Origin of the sequence: Dactylosporangium darangshiense (assembly GCF_039537565.1) — a bacterium.
Lineage (GTDB): Bacteria > Actinomycetota > Actinomycetes > Mycobacteriales > Micromonosporaceae > Dactylosporangium > Dactylosporangium darangshiense.
The window spans coordinates 19,664-37,195 of sequence record NZ_BAABAT010000007.1; the positions used below are offsets into that span (position 1 = coordinate 19,664).

General features: G+C 75.0%; 14 protein-coding genes. 4 read left to right on the plus strand and 10 right to left on the minus strand.

Translation table 11 applies throughout. The features are described 5' to 3' along the window. Window positions 1-27 precede the first annotated feature (27 nt). Window positions 28-1,098: a DUF3616 domain-containing protein gene (locus ABD901_RS15755; RefSeq protein ID WP_345127279.1), complete on the plus strand. Its 1,071-nt coding sequence runs from the start codon at window positions 28-30 to the stop codon at window positions 1,096-1,098. Window positions 1,099-1,108: 10 nt separating this feature from the next. Here ABD901_RS15755 and ABD901_RS15760 read toward each other — a convergent pair whose 3' ends face one another. Together ABD901_RS15760 and ABD901_RS15765 are read right to left on the minus strand one after the other, a co-directional pair. After that, window positions 1,109-1,888 carry an ABC transporter permease gene (locus ABD901_RS15760; protein WP_345127283.1) on the minus strand — a complete coding sequence of 260 codons (780 nt, stop codon included), beginning with the start codon at window positions 1,886-1,888 and terminating at the stop codon, window positions 1,109-1,111. Then, window positions 1,885-2,859 (minus strand): ATP-binding cassette domain-containing protein, encoded by a 975-nt coding sequence (locus tag ABD901_RS15765; RefSeq protein ID WP_345127288.1) that lies wholly within the window; start codon window positions 2,857-2,859, stop codon window positions 1,885-1,887. The genes ABD901_RS15760 and ABD901_RS15765 overlap by 4 nt, the downstream gene beginning before the upstream one ends. A 95-nt stretch (window positions 2,860-2,954) precedes the next feature. Here ABD901_RS15765 and ABD901_RS15770 point away from each other — a divergent pair, with 95 nt between their 5' ends. Further along, window positions 2,955-3,497, plus strand: coding sequence for an EXLDI protein (locus ABD901_RS15770; RefSeq protein WP_345127292.1), 543 nt, complete (start codon window positions 2,955-2,957; stop codon window positions 3,495-3,497). A gap of 6 nt (window positions 3,498-3,503) precedes the next feature. Here ABD901_RS15770 and ABD901_RS15775 read toward each other — a convergent pair whose 3' ends face one another. From ABD901_RS15775 to ABD901_RS15785, 3 genes are all read right to left on the minus strand, one after another. Further along, window positions 3,504-6,476 (minus strand): hypothetical protein, encoded by a 2,973-nt coding sequence (locus ABD901_RS15775; RefSeq protein WP_345127299.1) that lies wholly within the window; start codon window positions 6,474-6,476, stop codon window positions 3,504-3,506. Then, window positions 6,473-9,508, minus strand: a complete 3,036-nt coding sequence (locus ABD901_RS15780) for an FtsX-like permease family protein (protein WP_345127302.1) — start codon at window positions 9,506-9,508, stop codon at window positions 6,473-6,475. Before ABD901_RS15780 ends, ABD901_RS15775 begins: the two co-directional genes overlap by 4 nt. Window positions 9,509-9,587: 79 nt before the next feature. After that, window positions 9,588-11,090, minus strand: a complete 1,503-nt coding sequence (locus ABD901_RS15785; protein ID WP_345127303.1) for an IMP dehydrogenase — start codon at window positions 11,088-11,090, stop codon at window positions 9,588-9,590. A 148-nt stretch (window positions 11,091-11,238) separates the two neighbouring features. Here ABD901_RS15785 and ABD901_RS15790 point away from each other — a divergent pair, with 148 nt between their 5' ends. Continuing rightward, window positions 11,239-12,168, plus strand: coding sequence for a serine hydrolase (locus tag ABD901_RS15790; RefSeq protein WP_345127305.1), 930 nt, complete (start codon window positions 11,239-11,241; stop codon window positions 12,166-12,168). Window positions 12,169-12,178: 10 nt separating this feature from the next. Here the strand turns inward: ABD901_RS15790 and ABD901_RS15795 are convergent, their stop codons facing one another. The 3 genes from ABD901_RS15795 to ABD901_RS15805 form a co-directional block, all read right to left on the minus strand. Continuing rightward, window positions 12,179-13,747 carry a pectate lyase family protein gene (locus ABD901_RS15795; RefSeq protein WP_345127307.1) on the minus strand — a complete coding sequence of 523 codons (1,569 nt, stop codon included), beginning with the start codon at window positions 13,745-13,747 and terminating at the stop codon, window positions 12,179-12,181. Window positions 13,748-14,477: 730 nt separating this feature from the next. Further along, on the minus strand, window positions 14,478-15,236 hold the full coding sequence (locus tag ABD901_RS15800) for an ABC transporter permease (protein ID WP_345127311.1): 759 nt from the start codon (window positions 15,234-15,236) through the stop codon (window positions 14,478-14,480). 3 nt (window positions 15,237-15,239) lie between these two features. Continuing rightward, window positions 15,240-16,046, minus strand: coding sequence for an ATP-binding cassette domain-containing protein (locus ABD901_RS15805; RefSeq protein ID WP_345127315.1), 807 nt, complete (start codon window positions 16,044-16,046; stop codon window positions 15,240-15,242). 74 nt (window positions 16,047-16,120) lie between these two features. On the opposite strand from ABD901_RS15805, the gene ABD901_RS15810 reads away from it, so the two are divergent. After that, window positions 16,121-16,774 carry a TetR/AcrR family transcriptional regulator gene (locus ABD901_RS15810; RefSeq protein WP_345127319.1) on the plus strand — a complete coding sequence of 218 codons (654 nt, stop codon included), beginning with the start codon at window positions 16,121-16,123 and terminating at the stop codon, window positions 16,772-16,774. Here the strand turns inward: ABD901_RS15810 and ABD901_RS15815 are convergent. Together ABD901_RS15815 and ABD901_RS15820 are read right to left on the minus strand one after the other, a co-directional pair. Continuing rightward, window positions 16,749-16,952, minus strand: coding sequence for a hypothetical protein (locus tag ABD901_RS15815; RefSeq protein ID WP_345127322.1), 204 nt, complete (start codon window positions 16,950-16,952; stop codon window positions 16,749-16,751). The two genes, ABD901_RS15810 and ABD901_RS15815, sit on opposite strands and share 26 nt — an antisense overlap. Continuing rightward, window positions 16,949-17,497: a hypothetical protein gene (locus ABD901_RS15820; protein ID WP_345127325.1), complete on the minus strand. Its 549-nt coding sequence runs from the start codon at window positions 17,495-17,497 to the stop codon at window positions 16,949-16,951. Before ABD901_RS15820 ends, ABD901_RS15815 begins: the two co-directional genes overlap by 4 nt. Between the last annotated feature and the right edge of the window lie 35 nt (window positions 17,498-17,532).

The window sequence follows — 17,532 nt, forward strand, 5'->3', positions numbered from 1 at the left end:
ATGTGACGCTGATGTCACCATGAGGCGGTGACAGTCGAACGAACCGTGCGGTTGTACCTCGGCGAGCGCTCGCGCGCGGCCACCACCCACACCAACCTCTCGGCCGTGCGGGCCGACGGGCCCGTGCTGTGGGTCGCCGGCGACGAGACCGCCACCGTGGAGCGCCTCGTCGCCGACGACGAGCACGAACCCCGGCGGTACACCGACGAGACCAGCTTCCGCCTCGCCGACCTGGTGCCGCTGCCCGGCGCCGACGAGGACGAGGAGGCCGACATCGAGGGCCTCGCCCGCTCCGGGCCCTTCCTGTGGGCCGTCGGGTCGCACAGCCTGCGCCGCAAGCAGATCAAGCCGCACCACGCCGGCGTCAAGCCGCTCAAGCGCCTCGCCCGGGTCGAGGGCCAGGACAACCGGCAGGTGCTCGTGCGCCTGCCGATCGGCGAGGTCGACGGGCTGCCCACGCCGGTGCCGTGCGTCGCCGACGGCGGGCAGAAGCTGCACGCGGCGATCCTCAGCGGCGAGGACAACCTGCGCAACCTGCTGCGCGACGACCCGCACCTGGCGCCGTTCCTGGCGATCCCCGGCAAGGACAACGGCCTGGACATCGAGGGCATCGCGGTGCACGGCGACCGGGTGTACCTCGGACTGCGCGGCCCGGTCCTGCGCGGCTGGGCGTTCGTGCTGGAGCTGCGGCCGTACACCGACCCCGCCGACCCCGCCCGCCTGCGCCTGCGCGAGTTCGACGACGGCGCCCGCTACCGCAAGCACGTGCTGGCCCTCGACGGCCTGGGCATCCGCGACATGTGCCCCAGCGGCGAGGACCTGCTGGTGCTGGCCGGCCCGTCGATGGACCTCGACGGGCCGGTGCGCGTGTACCGCTGGCACCACGCGGCCCACGCCGCCGCGCCGCAGGTGGTGCGGGGCGACGACCTGCGCCGCGAGCTCGACCTGCCCTTCGGCGACGGCGACGACCACGCCGAGGGCATCGCGATCGTCGGGCCGCCGCAGCGGCGCCGGCTGCTCGTGGTGTACGACAGCCCGGCACCGCGGCGGCTGGCCGAGGACGGCGCCGTCCTGGCCGACCTCGTCGAGCTGCCCTGACGCGGGCTCGCTACGCGCGGCGGAAGGCGCGCACCGCGAGCGGCACGAAGACCGCCAGCAGGCCTACGAGCCAGGCCAGGGTCTGCCACGCCGGCGCCGCCGGCGACGGCCCGCCGATGGTGAGCCCCCGCACGGCGTCGACGCAGAGGCTGACCGGGTTGACATTTGCGAAGGCGCGCACCGGCCCGGGCATCGAGTCGGTGGGCACGAACGCCGAGGAGGCGAACGTCAGCGGGAACACCCAGATGAACCCGGCCGACTGCGCCGTCTCCGGGTTGCGCACCGACAGCCCGACCCAGGCGCTGATCCACGAGAACACGTAGGAGAAGGCGAGCACGAGCACGAACGCGATGCCGAGCTGCCACGCGGGCTGCGACGGGCGGAAGCCGACCAGCAGACCGACGGCGACCATGACGGCGAGGGTGAGCACGTTCATGACCAGGTCGGCGGTGGTGCGCCCGAGCAGCACGGCGGCGCGGGCCATCGGCAGCGAGCGCAGCCGGTCGACCACGCCGGCCTTGAGGTCCTCGGTCAGCCCGAGGCCGGTGACGAGGGCGCCGAAGACGGCGGTCTGCACGATGATGCCCGGCATGAGGAAGTTCACGTAGGAGACGGAGCCGGTGTCGATCGCGCCGCCGAAGATGTACCGGAACAGCAGCACGAAAATGACGGGCTGCACGAACGAGAAGACGATGTAGGTCGGGCGGCGCAGCGTCTTGCGCAGCTGCCGCACCGCCATCACCTGGCTGTCCTGCAGCGTCGCGGCGAGGGACAGCGTCTGCGAGCTCATACCGGCTCCTTCACGGGGGTCGCTTCGGCGGTGTGGCCGGTCAGGGAGAGGAACACGTCGTCGAGGGTCGGCTGGGCCAGCTGGATCACCGACACGCTCAGGCCGGCGAGGTCGAGCCGGCGGACCGCCTCGGCGGTGGCGTCGGGCCGGGCGACGCGCAGCCGCAGCTCGCCGGTCGGCCCGTCGACCTCGACCCCGCCGGTGGCGGCGAGGTCCTCGAGCAGCGGCGCGGCCGCGGCGGGGTCGGCCGGTGCGTGCAGCCGGATGCGCAGCACGTCGGTGCCGGCGCCGGACTTGAGCTCGCCGGGCGTGCCCTCGGCGATCACGCGGCCGGCGTCGATGACGGCGATGCGCTGGGCGAGGCGGTCGGCCTCCTCGAGGTACTGCGTGGTGAGCAGCACGGTGGTCCCGGCGCCGCGCAGCTCGTCGAGGATCGTCCACAGCTCCTGCCGCGAGCGCGGGTCCAGGCCGGTGGTCGGCTCGTCGAGCAGCAGCACCGGCGGGCGCCCGGTCAGGCTGGCGGCCAGGTCGAGCCGGCGCCGCATGCCGCCGGAGTAGGTGCCGACGCGGCGGTTCGCGGCGTCGGTGAGGTCGAAGCGCTCCAGCACGTCGCGGGCCCGGCGGCGCGCCTCGGCCTTCGGCAGCCGGTACAGCCGCCCGACCATCTCCAGGTTCTCCCGGCCGGTCAGCTCCTCGTCGACCGCGGCATACTGCCCGGCCAGGCCGATCGACGAGCGCACCGACAGCGGCTCGCGCACCACGTCGTGGCCGAGCACGCGGGCGCGGCCGCGTGCCGGGCGCAGCAGCGTGGAGAGCACCCGCACGAGCGTGGTCTTGCCCGCGCCGTTGGGGCCGAGCAGGCCGAACACGGTGCCGGTGGCGACGGTCAGGCTCAGCCCCGCCAGGGCGTGCACCGCACCGTACGACACGGCGAGGTCGTCGACCTCCACCGCGCAATCCGGCTGGGTCATTCCGGGCTCCCTCCCGAGTATCCGTATACATGTACGTAGTACGTAGTAGTATACGTATGCGCCCACCATTGTCGAGGCCTTAAAGTGGGGGGACCATGCCGAACAAGACCATCTACGTCGCCGACGACGACCTGCCGCTGCTGCAGCGCGCGCAGGAGCTCACCGGCGGCACCCTCTCGGCCGCGATCGTCACCGCGCTGCGCCGCCTGGTGGACATGGAGGAGGCGAAGCGGGCCGGCTTCGAGGAGATCACCGTGAAGGTCGGCCCCGGCCGCGCGGGGGCCAAGCGGTTCCTCGGCACGGCCCTGGGCGAGTGGAACTCCTCGACGGAGTCCGGCACGGAGACGTACTCGCTGTTCCGCACCAGCAAGGGCCGCTTCGCCGTGCACCACTCCCAGTCGGAGCTCTACGTCCCGGTGGGACCCAACGCGGAACGCAGCAAGCGGTGGTCGACCGGGTGGCGGGGCTGGCTCGGCGACTGGTCGCCGGACCAGGCCTGGATGCGCACCCCGGCACACGCCACCTTCGAGGTGGTCGACACGATCGAGGAGCTCGAGCCGCTGCTGCCGGCGGAGCTCTACGCGGTGGCCCTGCAGACGATCCGCGACGAGCCCGACGTCGAGGACCTCGACATCTGACCGCCTTCACGTCTCGCGGCGGCCGCCTGCGCGCCAGGCGACGGCCAGCAGCAGCGCGACGCTGACGAGCCAGGCCGCGGGCACGGCGAGGGAGCCGGGCCAGCGCGGCAGCGGCAGCCCGGGCACGTCCTCGCCGAAGACGGGCAGCGCCCAGCCGGTGAGCCGCCACACGGCGAGGGCGACGCCGAGGCCGAGCAGCCCGGCGGCGAGGACCAGCGCCGGGTACGTCCACAGCTTCGCCCGCCGCACGGTCGCCCGGGTCAGTCCCTGCGCGCGCAGGGCGGCCTCGTCGGCGCCGCGCCCGCCGCGGTCGACCCCGGCGACCATGCTCAGCCCGCCGGCGGCCAGCAGCACGGCGAGGGCCCCCGCCAGCAGGTGGAACCACATGGCGAGGGCCGGGCCCTGCGCGTCGAGGCGGCGGCGGGCGCCGGCGACGTCGAGGTCCCCGGTCACGATGAGCCCCTCGCGGGCCAGCCGGGTCAGCACGTCCGGCGGCGCAGCGGCGTTGAGCCACACCTCCGGGTGGGTGGCGCTGCCCGCGTCGGTGGCGACCCGGTCGGCGTACTCCAGGTCGACGATCGTCCCGCTCGTCCCCAGCCGCGGCAGTGCCTCGGCCCGCCCGAACGCGCGCACCTCGACCGGCCGGGCGTCGAGCCCGGTGACCGGCCCGCCGGCCGCGGCGGGACCGGCGGCGAGGGCCGGCAGCGGGTAGGGCGCGTCGACCGGTTGCAGCCAGGCGCCGTCGGGCGACTCGGCGGTCACGTCGACGCGCAGCAGCAGCCCGGCGGGCGCCGCGGCGACGGTGGCGCCGGTCGCCCGCCAGTGCGCCGGGTCGGCGGTGCCCGGGCCGTGCACGGTGAGCGCGAGCGCGAAGCCGGTCGGGAAGGCGCTCTGCGCGGTCAGGTGCAGCCCGACGAGGCGGCAGCCGTCGGCGCAGACCGAGATGCGCTCCCGGAGGGTGTACGAGCCGGCGGTGGCGAACCTGAGCGTCGGCGTCACGGTGCCGCGGCCGGTGCGCGAGGTGAGCACCACGGCGAGGCGGAACGGCACGTTCGAGCGCACGTCGGCGACGTCGAAGTCGAGCCGCACGTCCTCGCCGGGCACGACGACCGGGTCGGGCGCGGGCGGGTGCAGCAGTGCGGCGACCCGTCCGGCGTCGAGGCGGCCGTACTGCGGCAGCCAGTCCACGACGCGACCGAGCCGCCCGGCGCCGGCGTCGACGGCGAGCTTGGCGGGCTCGCCCGACGCGCCGGCCGGGACGTGTTCGACGGCCATCGCGAAGCGCCCGTCCGGGTCGACCGCGCGCACCGCGCGCAGCAGGTGCTCGCGGGTGACCGGCACGACCGTGACGACGCGGTGCGCCCCGGTGCCGATCCGGGCGGCGAGGTCCCGGTCCCTCGTGGCGACGTCGGCGCCGGCCACGGCGTAACCGAGCACGGCGACGGAGGCGACGAGCAGCAGCACGAGGCGCCGCGGGCCGCTGCGGCGGGCCAGCTGCAGCGCGGCGAGCGCGACGCCGAGCCGGCCCCGGCGCAGCGCCGCCCGCCCGAGCGCGCCGGCGGACGGCGCGACGAGCCGGGCGACGGCGACGGCGAGCGCGATGATGCTCAGCGCCGGCGCGGCCATCGCGACGCCGGTGAGCCGCCCACCGCCGAGGAACAGCTGGGCGAGCGCGGCGGCGGCGAGGACGCCGATGAGGATCTCGCCGACCGGCGCGCGGCGGCCGGGCACCCGCGACCGGACCCGGCGCAGCAGCTCGGCGACGGGGCTGAACAGGTGCCGGCGCTGTGCGAGCAGCGCGACGGCGAGCGCGCCGAGGGCGGTGGCGGGCGCGAGGCGCAGCGCGTCCGCGTCGAACAGGGGCACGCCCAGGCCCGGGAACCGCCAGGCGGCGATGGCCCCGACGGCGAGCTGGCCGGCGACGCAGCCGCCGAGCGCGCCGGCGGCGATGGCGGCGAAGCTCTCGCCCAGGGCGAGGAGCCACCGGTTCCACCAGGCGCCGCCGCGCAGGGCGAAGACGGCGAGCTCGGGGCGGCGGCCCTCGACGCCGTAGTCGACGGCCAGATAGAGCACGAGGTAGGCCAGGAGCAGCAGCGGTACCGCGCCGACCGGCACGCTCTGGCGGCCCAGCGCCCGGCTGCGATCGACCCGGTCGAGGAGGTCGGGGATGTCGGTGCGGACGGTAAACGCCTGGCTGAGCCCCGCGGCGCGGGTCTTGAGCTCGGCCAGCTCCCCGCGCAGCCGGCCCAGCCGCGCGGCGTCCAGCGTGGCCGGCGCGGCGGTCGCGTCGACGGCGAGGATGGTGGTGGTGCGCGGGATGAGCCCGACGGTGGCCGCGTCGGCGAAGACCGGCTCGCCGGCGCGGCCGTTTGCGTCGACGGCGAAGTAGTCGTGCCGGCCCCAGTACTCCTCCTCGGGCGCGGCCGGCCGGTAGACGCCGGCGACGGTGAGCGGCGTGGCCGGCCCGAGGGCCAGGTAGATCTGCCCGGCCGGGGAGTTGCCCGCCACCGCGAACGCGAGGCCGATCGGGTCGCCGGCGCCGAGGCCGAGCCGGGCGGCGGTGCGCTCGCCGAGGACCACCTCGCCGGAGCCGAGCAGGCACCGCCCGGCCAGCAGGGTGAGGTGCGCGCAGACGTCCTGGCGGTAGGTGACCCGGCTGGCGTCGCGCGGCTCGGGCTCGATGCCGACGGCCGGGAACTCGGCGGAGTACACCTGAGTGAACCCCGGCATCAGCAGCGCGCCGGCGACGCCGGAGATGTCGACGGAGCCCGAGTCGCGATCCCCCACGACGGCCTCGAGCGCGACGGTTCGCTCCCCCGCCGCGGCCTGCGCGACCTCGCTGTGCACCACGGCCCGGTCGACCGCGCGCAGGTACGCGGGCACGGCCACGGTCGCGCCCACCACGACGAGCGTGAGCAACGCCAGCGTCGCCGCCTGGCCGCGGCGGGTGCGCAGCATCGCGAGCACCAGCGAGATCATCGCCCGCCCTCCTGCTGCTCGCGCAGGCGCTTGGCGAACGCGGTGAGTGCGATCGCCGATGCGGCGGCCAGCACGGCGACGGCGACCAGGCCGGCGCCGCCGAGCACGGATGGGCGCAGCGCCGACGGCGGCGGCAGCCACGACCAGTCGTCGGCGACGTCCGGCGCGCCCGTGAGTGGCCCGGCGATCGCCGCGACGAGCACGCCGCCCATCGCGGCCAGCCCGGCCAGCGCCGCCTGCCCGCCGGCCTCCGCGGCCGCCGGTGCGCCCGCGGGCAGCCCCTGGGTCCGCAGCGCGCGCCACTGCTGCAGCCGCGCCCGCTGCTGCGCGCCGACCGCCGCCGCGGCGGCAACGGCGGCGAGCGCCAGCCCGGCGCCGGCCACGAGCAGCTGGAAGCCGGCGGCGAGTGCGACACCGCCCCCGGCGAGCCGGTCGAGGCGCCCGGCGGCGGTCTCGGAGCCGGTCACGCTCACCCCGGCGGCCGCGAGCCGCTCGACGATCCGGTCCACGCCCGCCGCCGGGGTACCGCGGGCGATCCACACCTGCGCCACCCCGAGCAGCCCGGCGTCGGGCGCGGCCCGCAGCACGGCGTCGAGGTCGACGAGCGCGCCCGCCGGCCCGAGGACGGGCACCAGCGCGGGTGTGGCGGCCACCCGCACCCGCACGCCCGCGGCGCTCAGCAGGCTCAGCGCCGGCTCGCCGGACAGCCACGCCTGGGGCGCCGGCCCGGCCAGGACCACCGGGACGGCGGAGCCGGCGTCGACGACGTACGCATGGTTGTCGAAGATCACCCCGTCGTCCGCCGCGACGGGGATCCGCAGCGTCAACGCGCCGCGGCGGGCCCCGACGCCCATGGCCGGGCCGGCCGCCGCGCCGCGCCACCGGCGCTGGTCGCCGAGGCTCGCGCCGTCGAGGATGACCGCGTCGGGCGCCTCCTGCCGCAGCTCCCGCACGGTCAGCGAGCTGTCCGCGGGCGGCGGGACGGGCCGCCCGTCCGGACCGGGGTCGGCGGCGCCGGCGAGCGTGAGCCCGACGACCCGGCAGCCGGGCGGCGGCTCGCAGCCGTGAACCGGTGCGGACACCCGGTGCTCGCCGGGCGCGAGGGGCCCGAACGTGACGCTCACGTCCCCGCCCGCGCCGGTCTGTCGCAGGCTCAGCACGAGCCGCAGCGGATGCGCGGAGCCGTTGGCGGCGGTGACCGCGAGCGCCGCGCCGCGCACCAGCGGCAGCGGTTCCACGGCCGGCCCGGGCGGCCGCACCGCGCCGGCCGGCCCGTACTGCGCCCGCCAGTCGGCGACCGCCTCAAGCCGCTCGGCGTCGACGGCGAGGACGGGCGGCGTCACAACGCGGTCCACCGTCACCGCCATCGCGGTGCGCCCGCCCGGGTCGGCCGAGCGGACCGCCGCCAGCAGCGCGGTCGCGTTGGCCGCACGGACCCCGAGCACCTGCCCGGCGCCGAGCTCGGCGGCGACCCGCTCGGCCCGGCGCTCGCGGCCGGCCGCGACCCCCTCGGCGGCCAGCCCGAGCAGCGCCACCGCGACCGCCATGAGCACGAAGATGCGGTCGAGCCCGGGCCCGCGGGAGAAGCGCAGCGCACCGAGGGCGAGGCGCGCCCGCCCGTGCCGCAGCGCGCCGCGGCCCAGCCGGCCCGCGCCGGCCGCGAGGAGCCGGGCGAGCAGCACGGCGACGGCGAGCACGACGAGGGCCGGCGCCGCCGCACCGATGTCGTACAGCCCCGACGCGCGCGCCTGGTACAGCGCCGCGGCCGCCACCGCCAGCACGATCACGTCCAGCGTCGCGCGCCGCCGGGTCGTCCCTCGCGCGGGCACCCGCCGCAGCAGCGCGGCGACCGGCGCGCGCAACGCGGGCGCCTCGCCCAGCGCCAGCAGCACGAGGGCGACCGCGAGGACGCCGGCGACGGCCGCCGCGGTGAGCCCGGCAACCGCCCGGGCGTCGGCCGGCAGCACGCCCGCCCCGGCGATCGCGCGGGCACCGAGGACACCCAGCGGCACGCCGGCGGGCGCCGCGGCGAGCAGCGGCACCAGGTGCTGGCCGATGACCAGCCGCGCGATGCGCCACCGTCCGGCGCCGCGCAGCTTGAGCAGCGCGACGTCCAGCCGCCGGTCGCCGGCGGTGTACCGCCCGACGACGGCGAGCGCAAGCCAGCACAGCGCGAGCGTCTGCACCCACCCGGCGACCAGCCCGCGCCGCGCGGCCGCCCGGTCCGCGTCGACCGCCCGCAGCAGGTCCGGCCCGGGCGGCACGAGCTCGAGCCCGGCCGCCCGCAGCGCGCGCTGCGTCGCGGCGAGCCGCTCGGCGGCCGCGCCCGCGCTCGGCCCGCCGACGAGCCAGACCGGCAGCGGTGCGGTGTACACGGCGGTCGCCTCGTCCAGGTGCGGATCGGCGAACGTGGCGAAGCCGACGAACATCGGGTCGAGCGTCTCCACGCCGGCCGCGATCCGCCCCGGCCCGAACATCGGCTCATCCCAGTAGCCGCCCGACTCGTCGGCGCGCTCGTAGGTGCCGGTGACGCGCAGCTGCACCTCGAGCCCGGCGTCGGTGCGCAGCGTGACCGGGTCCCCCGCCCGCAGCCCGAGCGTGTTGGCCGTGTGCGCGCTCACCACGGCCTCGCCCGCCGCGCCCGGGCAGGCGCCGGTGATGCGCAGGTGCGCGCACGCCCCTTCGCGGTAGGCGAGGGCAACGGCCCGGGCGGAGCCCGCGATGCTGGTGAGCATCCTGGTCAGCCCGAGGACGGCCCGATCGTCCTGCTGTCCCAGTGTTTCCTCGGTGGTACGGCGAAAGCCCGCCAACGCAGCGCCCGGATCCCCGCCGCCGGGCACCTTGCGGTGCACCGTCAGCAGCCGCTGCTCCCCCGGCGCCGCGTCGATGTCGGCGGCCGCGGCCCGGGCCACCGCGGCGGCCGCGAACTGCGGCCCGGCTGCGGCGACGGCACACAGCAGCACCCCGAGCGCGAACACCGCGAACGCCTGGGCGGGCCGCCCGCGCAACGCACCGAGCACGAGCCGGAGCATGCCCACCTCCCCGCCAGCCGTGAACTGCACGACCATCTATGGCGGGGGCCCTTATGTCAAGACCCGAAATAAGGAACGCCTATCGACCGCTGTCACGCTCACCGGTGCGCAGCCGGACCTCGGCGCCGTTCTGCTGGTAGCTCTGCTGGGACACCTGGACCAGCACGGCGTCGCGGTGGAAGGCGGGCAGGGTGGTAGCGCCGCAGCTGACCATCGTGGCGCGCAGCTTCGCGGTGGTGCGGGCGATGTTCGGGTAGAGGCTGCCGGCGTAGGGGACGTAGCCGTCGACGCCCTCCTCGAACGCGAGCTCCGTCTCCGCCTGGTCGTAGCGGGTGACGTTGCGGGCCCGCTGCGAGCCCTCGCCCCAGTACTCCTTGAACATCTGGCCGTCGAGGTTCACCAGGTTGGACGGGCTTTCGTCGAAGCGGGCGAAGTACCGGCCGAGCATGATGAAATCGGCGCCGAGGGCCAGGGCGACGGCCATGTGGTAGTCGGCGAGGAGGCCGCCGTCGCAGCAGATCGGCACGTACACGCCGGTCTCCTGCGCGTAGCGGTCGCGCTCGGCGACGACGTCGATGAGCGCGGAGGCCTGCCCGCGCCCGATACCCTTCTGGTCGCGGGTGATGCAGATGGAGCCGCCGCCGATGCCGACCTTCACGAACGCGGCGCCGGCGTCGGCGAGGTAGCGAAACGCGCGGCCGTCCACGACGTTGCCGGCGCCGACCGGGACCACGCCGCCGAGCTCCTGCGCGGCGTAGGCGAGGGTGCGCTGCTGCCAGACCGAGTAGCCGTCGGAGGAGTCGATGCACAGCACGTCCGCGCCGGCCTCGACCAGCGCCGGGATGCGGTCGCGGTAGTCGCGGGTGTTGATGCCGGCGCCGACCCGGAAGCGCTTGTCGTCGTCGATCGACTCGTTGCGGAACTGCTTGTGCAGCTCGTAGTCGCGGCGCAGCACGATCGAGGCGAGGTGGCCCTCGGCGGTGACGACCGGCAGCAGGTCGAGGCGGTGGTCCCACAGCATGGTGTTGGCGTCGGAGAGCGAGATCGTCGTCGGCGCCGTGACGAGCTGGTGCGCCGGGCGCATCCGCGACTCGACGGTGCCGTTGAGGTCGTGGCGCTGCGGGTGGAAGTCGGTGGTGGCGATGAGCCCGACGAACCGTCCGGTGCCGGTGCCGTCCTCGGTGACCACGGCGATGTCGCGCTCGGCGGCGCGCAGCAGCCGGCTCACCTCGCCCAGCGTCGCCGACGGCTTGATGTTGATGTCGGAGTGGCGGAACCCGGCCTTGTGCCGCTTGACCGCGCCGACCTGCTTGGCCTGCGCGGCCACGTCCTGGTTCTGGTGGATGAACCCGAGCCCGCCGGTCTGCGCCAGCGCGATGGCCAGCCGCGGCGAGGAGACCGCCATCATGATCGCACTGACCAGCGGCACGGCGATGCGCAGCGGCGAGATCTCACCCACCGGGTGACGCACGATCGGGGCCGACAGGTCGACGTTGTCGGGGACGCAGTCCTCGGTGGTGAGGTTCGGCACGAGCAGGTACTCGTTGAGGGTCCGGGACACCTCGGGGAGGATCTGAACCACGCGGCACTCCAAACGTCTGCGCTGGCTGAATCACGCTGGAATGCCCTCAGACCCTATCAGGGCGGCCGCCTAGGATGTGGCGGACCGTCCGGGGGGCGACCCGGGTCCGCGTGTCTCTTCGACGTGACGGGCCGTCCGAGGGGGTGACGTGAGGCCGCAGGCACGGATCGCGGAGCTGTTCCGCGCAGCCGGGTGTGCCGGGTCGGTGTCGGTGCAGCGCATCGACGCCGAGGGCGAGCTGCACGTGGACGCCGACGAGACGGTCGTGCTCGCCTCGGTGCTGAAGCTGCCGATCGCTCTCGAGCTCGCCGCGCAGGCCGCCGGGGGCCGGATCGACGCGGCACGGGCCGTCACCGTGCCGGCGGCGGGCCGCACGCCGGGGCCGAGCGGCCTGTCGGTGCTGCGCGACGACGTCACGATGTCGCTGCGGGACCTCGCCCTCATGATGATGTCGGTCAGCGACAACGCGGCCACCGACGCCGTGCTCGACGCGGTCGGGCTCGACGCCGTCAACGCCCGCCTGCGCGCACTGGGGCTGCGCGGGACCGTCGTGCTCGGCGGCATCCGCGCCATGATCGACCGCACCGCGCGGGACCTGGGCTTCCCGACCTGGGAGGCGCTGAGCGAGGCGCAGGCCGGGCGGCTCGGCCCGGCCGAGCGCCTGCGCTCGCTGGACCGGGCGCGGATGGCGGCGAGCCGGGAGGTCGACCCGGAGCACGCATCGCGCACCACGGCCCGTGAGCTCGGCTCCCTCATCCGGATGATCTGGCGCGACGAGGCGGCGCCACCGGCCGCGTGCGCCGAGACCCGCCGGCTCATGGGCGCGCAGGTCAACCGGGACCGCACACTGTCGGCGTTCGGGGACGAGGCACGGGTGAGCGCCAAGAGCGGCAGCCTCATCGGCGTGGTACGCAACGAGGTGGCGGCCGTGGAGTACCCGGACGGGTCGTCCTACGCGGTCGCGGTGTTCACCCGCGCCCTCGAACCGTTCCGCCGGCAGGAGGACATCAACCGGGCTATCGGCGCCGCGGCCCGGCACGGGATCGGCGCGCTGCGCGGCGACCCCGTGCCGGACTGACCCGAGACGCTTACGCGTAGGTCTCGAACTCGGCGACGCGCGGCGCGGCGGTCGCGCTGGTGATCTCGAACGTCACCTTGTTCATCGAGGTGCGGGCGAAGGAGATGACGCCCGCACCGGTGCCGGTGGCGAGCACGGCGCCGGTGTCGCCGTTGAGGACCCGCCAGTTGCGGATGTTGCCGGTGGCGCCGGACGCCTCACGGATGTTGATCCGCGAGATCGCGGTGGCCGAGCCCCACTTGATGGAGATGGAGCCGGTCGTGCCGCTCGGCGACCAGTAGGTGCTCATGTCGCCGTCGCGTACGTCGCCGTAGCTGGTGCCGCTGGCCTTGCTGGAGCCGTCGGAGCCGGCGCCGATGGACAGGTTGGTGCCGCCCGGCGTCGCGGTGGGCGAGGACGGGGCCGGCGAGGACGGGCGCGGCGAGGACGGCGACGAGGACGGGCCGCCGGTCGGGCCGCCGGTGGGGCTGGTCGGCGTGCAGCTGCCGTTGGAGACCTGCAGGCCCGTGTTCGCGCCGGCCGTGCGGGTGACGACGTCGGGGACGCAGCTGGCCGGGTCGAGCGCGAACGAGTACGGGATGCTGACGCTCGTGTTCGAGGTCGGGTTCGGGCCGGCGGGGTTGTTGTCGCTCGCCTTGGCCGACCACGTGACGTTGTCGAAGATGTTCCCGTTGACCTGCCAGTAGCCGGCCGCGTCGGTGTAGAACGTGCCGAGCACGTCGGCGGAGTTCTTGAAGTAGTTGTTGTCGACGCGCGCCTTGCCGCCGGCCCGGGAGTTGATGCCGGACTTGGTGAGCCCGACGTAGTAGTTGTTGTAGATGTGCGCGGTACCGCCGCGCAGCAGCGGCGTGCGGGAGTCGATGTTCTGGTACGAGTTGTGGTGGAACGTGATGAAGCTGTTGCCGAGGTCGCTCTCGCTGGAGCCGATGAGCCCGCCGCGACCGGAGTTGCGCAGGATGCTGTAGGACAGCGTGACGTACTGCGTGTCATCCTTCATGTCGAAGAGCCCGTCGAAGCCTTGGTCCTCGCCGCCGGACGCCTCGAGCGTGGCATGGTCGACCCAGACGTTGCGCACGGTGCTCTCCATGCCGATGGCGTCGCCGCCGTTGGACGTGGGCGAGCCCGACTTCTTGACGTTCCGGACGGTCACGTTCTGGATGATGATGTTGCTCGAGTCGCGGATGTGGATGCCGAGCTGGTCGAAGACCGCCCCGCTACCCACGCCGATGATCGTGACGTTGCTGATCTCCTTGAGCTCGATCTTGTCCTCGGCGGTGTTACAACTGCTGCCGGACACCTTCGTCGTGTTGCCGTGGTTGATCGTGCCCTCGACCTGGATGATGATCGGGGTGCTGCTGCTGGCCCGGCTGCACAGGGCCTGGTGGATCGCGGTGCCGGTGGTGGCCCGCACCGTCTGCCCGCCCGCGCCGCCGGTGGTGCCGCCGTTCTGCGTCGCGTACCCGGTCACGCCGCCGGTCGCGGCCGACGCCTCGGGCATCGCCTGCACCACCACGACACCGACGCCGACCGCGACCGCGGCCAGTGTCGGCAGGAGTCGCCATGCGACTGCTCGCCTCATCCCTTGCCTCACCTTCGTCGTTGCAGATGGGGATCTGGGAATGCGCTTTCCTCGGGACCGCTCGTCTCGGATATCTCGCCACGAGCCGACTCCACTCGGTTCGCAGCCGCGCCGCCCTGGCGGAGGAAAGCGCTTTCCTGCCCGCGAGGATAGGACGGCGTCGATCGGTGGGCAACCACCTGCCCCGATTTGCGGCATTCGCGCCTGAAATTTTCATGCAACTAGTTGCAGGAAAGCGCTTTCTCAAGGCCTCAGCGCGCGGTCACGCGGGTGAGCCGCCACCGTTCCCCCAGGCCTCAGCACCCGGCCACGTTCGCAACGAACATGTTCGGTCACACCGCCGCACTCCTCGTGCAGCCACGTTCGTAACGAACACGTTCGGAAACACCGCCGCACCCACCGCCCGGCCGCGTTCGCGACGAACATGTTCGGCCAAACCGCCGCACTCCTCGTGCAGCCACGTTCGTAACGAACACGTTCGGAAACACCGCCGCACCCACCGCCGGGCCGCGTTCGCAACGAACATGTTCGGCCAAACCGCCGCGCTCATCGCGCGGCCAGGTTCGTAACGAACACGTTCGGGGACACCGCCGCGCCCGCCCTGCGGGCGCGTTCGTGACGAACATGTTCGGGGACACCGCCGCGCCCGCCCTGCGGGCGCGTTCGTGACGAACATGTTCGGGGCGTCGCCGCTTCGGTGCGTGGGGCGTGTTCGTGACGGCACCGTTGCTCAGAGCAGTGTCGTGCGGCCCTGTGCGCGGGTGAGGCGACGCACGGCGAAGGCGCCGGCGGCAAGGCCGGCGATCAGGAGCACGGCGGCCGGGACGAGCGTGCGGTGCACGTCGCCGCGCATCGCCGCCTGCAGCATCGACAGCGCCCAGTAGCCGGGCGAGGCGGGCGCCGCGGGGCGCAGCCACGCCGGGAACATGCTCGTGGGGACCAGCGCGCCGCCGAGGGTGGCGAACGCGAGAGCGCCGATGTCGCAGGCGGCGCCCAGCTCGCCGAAGCTGCGCACCACCGCCGCGAGCGCGTTGCCGACAGCGAGCAAGGTCGCGCTCCACACGGCGACGGCAACGGCCAGCAAACCGTAGGCGGCCGGCCCGTGCGGCCGGGCGCCGACGACAACGGCGCCGTAGGTGAGCAGGGCGGCCTGCTGGAGCAGGAGCACGGCGTACGCGGGCAGTGTCTTGCCCAGCAGCAGCTCGGCGCCGCCGGCCCGCGTGACGCGCAGGCGATCCCACGTGTGCCAGACGCGCTCGGCCAGAGTCGCGGTGCCCACGATGGACAGGGCGAGAGTGGAGTAGATGACGAGCATGCCGGTCACGACCTGGGCGCTGCCGCCGGCCGCGGCGCGGCGGAACACCGGGGCGAGCACCGACATGAGCAGCATCGGCATGACGAGGTAGCTCAGGAACTGGCCGGGGTCGCGTCGGCGCAGCACCGCGTTGTGCCGGGCGAGGGCGGCGATCCGCAGCAGGGAGTCCGTCATCGCTCAGCCCGCCAGCGAACGGTACAGGTCGTCGAGCGACGGCTTGCGGATGTCGACCTCGCGCAGGGTGCCGGGTGCGCGATCCAGCAGCGCGGTGAGGGCGCCGGCCGGGTCGGTGGTGCGCACCCGCACCTCGTCGGCGCCCTCGGCGCGCAGCCGCACCTCGCTGGGCAGGCCCGCGAGCAACTGCGCGCTGGTGCCGCGGGCGATGATCCGGCCGCGCCGCACGACCGCGATCGTGGCGCCGAGGTCGGCCAGCTCGTGCAGATAGTGCGTGGCGTAGAGGATCGCGGCGCCGTCGGCGGCGCGCCGGCGCAGGGCGGCGAGGAGTGACTCGCGGGTCTGCGGGTCGGCGCCGGCGGTCGGCTCGTCCAGGAGCAGCAGGGCCGGGCGGTGCAGCAACGCGGTCGCCGCCTGCACGCGCCGCTGCTGGCCGCCGGAGAGCAGGCCGACCCGGCGGTCCAGGAAGTCGGCGAGCAGCAGCGCGTCGACGACCTCGGCAACGGCGGCGGCGAGGGCGCGGCGGCGCAGGCCGGCGAGGCGCCCGAACAACGCGAGGTGCTCGGCCGCCGTGGCGCTCGGGTACAGCGCAATGTGCTGCGGCGCCACCCCGATGTCCGCGCGCGCCGCACTCGGCGCCCGCCCGCCGACGCGCACGGTGCCGGCGTCGGGGCGCAGCAGCCCGCACACCACGTCGACGAAGGTCGACTTCCCGGCGCCGTTGTGGCCGACCAGCCCGGCGATCTCCCCCGCCGCCACGTCGAGGCTCAGCCCGTCGAGCGCGACCGCCGTCCCGAACCGTTTCGTCACACCGTCCGCATGGAGCACCGCGACACCCCCGGTCTACACCGTATACCGACTGATATACACCATAGACTGACGGCGTGCGGAAGCTCAAGGACTCGCGGCGGCCGGAGATCCTGGACGCGGCCCTGGCGGTCGCGGCCGAGCGCGGGCTGGACGCCCTGTCGATGCGCACGGTCGCGCAACGGCTGGGGCTGACCCCGATGGCGCTCTACGGGTACTTCCGCAGCAAGGACGAGCTCCTCGACGCCGTCGTGGGCCGCCTGCTGTCGGAGATCCCGGCCCCGCCGCCGGGGCTGGGTTGGCGGGAGACGGTGGAGCACCTGGCGTACGGGCTGCGGGAGGTCGCCGCCCGTCACCCGGCGGTGCTGCCGCTGCTGCTGACCCGGCCCGCGATCAGCCCCGCCGCGATGCGCATCGTCGACGCCGCCTACGCCGCCCTGCTGGTCGCCGGCGTGCCCCCGGTGCAGGTCCCACGGGTGGAGCGGATGCTGAGCACGTTCGTGATCGGACACACCCTGTCCGAGGTGAGCGGGCGTTTCGGCGACGGCACCATGGACCCGGCGGCCCGCCGCGCGCAGCTGCCGCCGGAGGAGCTGCCCGGCCACAATGCCCTGGCCGCCCACCTCGACACCGCGGTGCCGTGGGGCGAGGAGTTCCGCGCCGACCTGCGGGACCTGTGCGACCTGATCGAGTCGCTCGGGCGGGCTACAGCTGCGGGACCACGCGGATGACGGTGCCGGTCGCCGGGGCGATCACGACGAGCAGGCCGCCGCCGCGGGCGTAGGCCGGGTCGGACAGCAGCACCGCGGCCTCGGGCGCCCGCCGCACGACCGCCGCCTCCGTCAGGCCCTCCCGGCCGTGTGCGGCGGCTGCCGCGCGGGCGGCGGCGATCAGCTCGTCGTCGGTCATGCGCCGGTGGCGAGGCGGCGCGCCTCGACCAGCAGGGCCATCAGCTCCCGCGCGCGGGGGCCGGGGGCGCGCATGACCTTCTTGACGTGGTTGCCGGCGTTGCCGACCGCGAAGTGCAGGGCCGGGACGCCGGTGAGGGCGATGCCGTGGTACGCCACCCGCTCGACCGTCGTCTCCACGGCCGTGCCGTCGGCGTCGACGCCCCACGAGTGGCTGCGCCAGAGGCCGTCGTCGGACAGCGCGTAGCCGGTGCCGACGGCGGCGACGGCGCCGTCGGTCCACAGCACGGCGACGTTCTCGTGGCAGGCGTTGTCGTCGCCGGGCACGCAACGGGCGGCCGGGCCGTACGGGCTCGCCCCGTCGAGCAGCGCGTCGAGGTCGGTGTCCGGCCGCGGCGGCGGGACGACCAGCTCGCCGCCGAGGCCGAGCAGGCGGCGGCACCAGTCGGCCCACCGGCGGCGGAACTCGTCGTCGACGCCGGCGTAACCCGCGACACGGCGGCGATACAGCGTGAGGAGGCGTTCGTGCTCGGCGTCGGTGTGCACCGGCACAGGATAGTGGCCGGTCCGACGGTGACCGA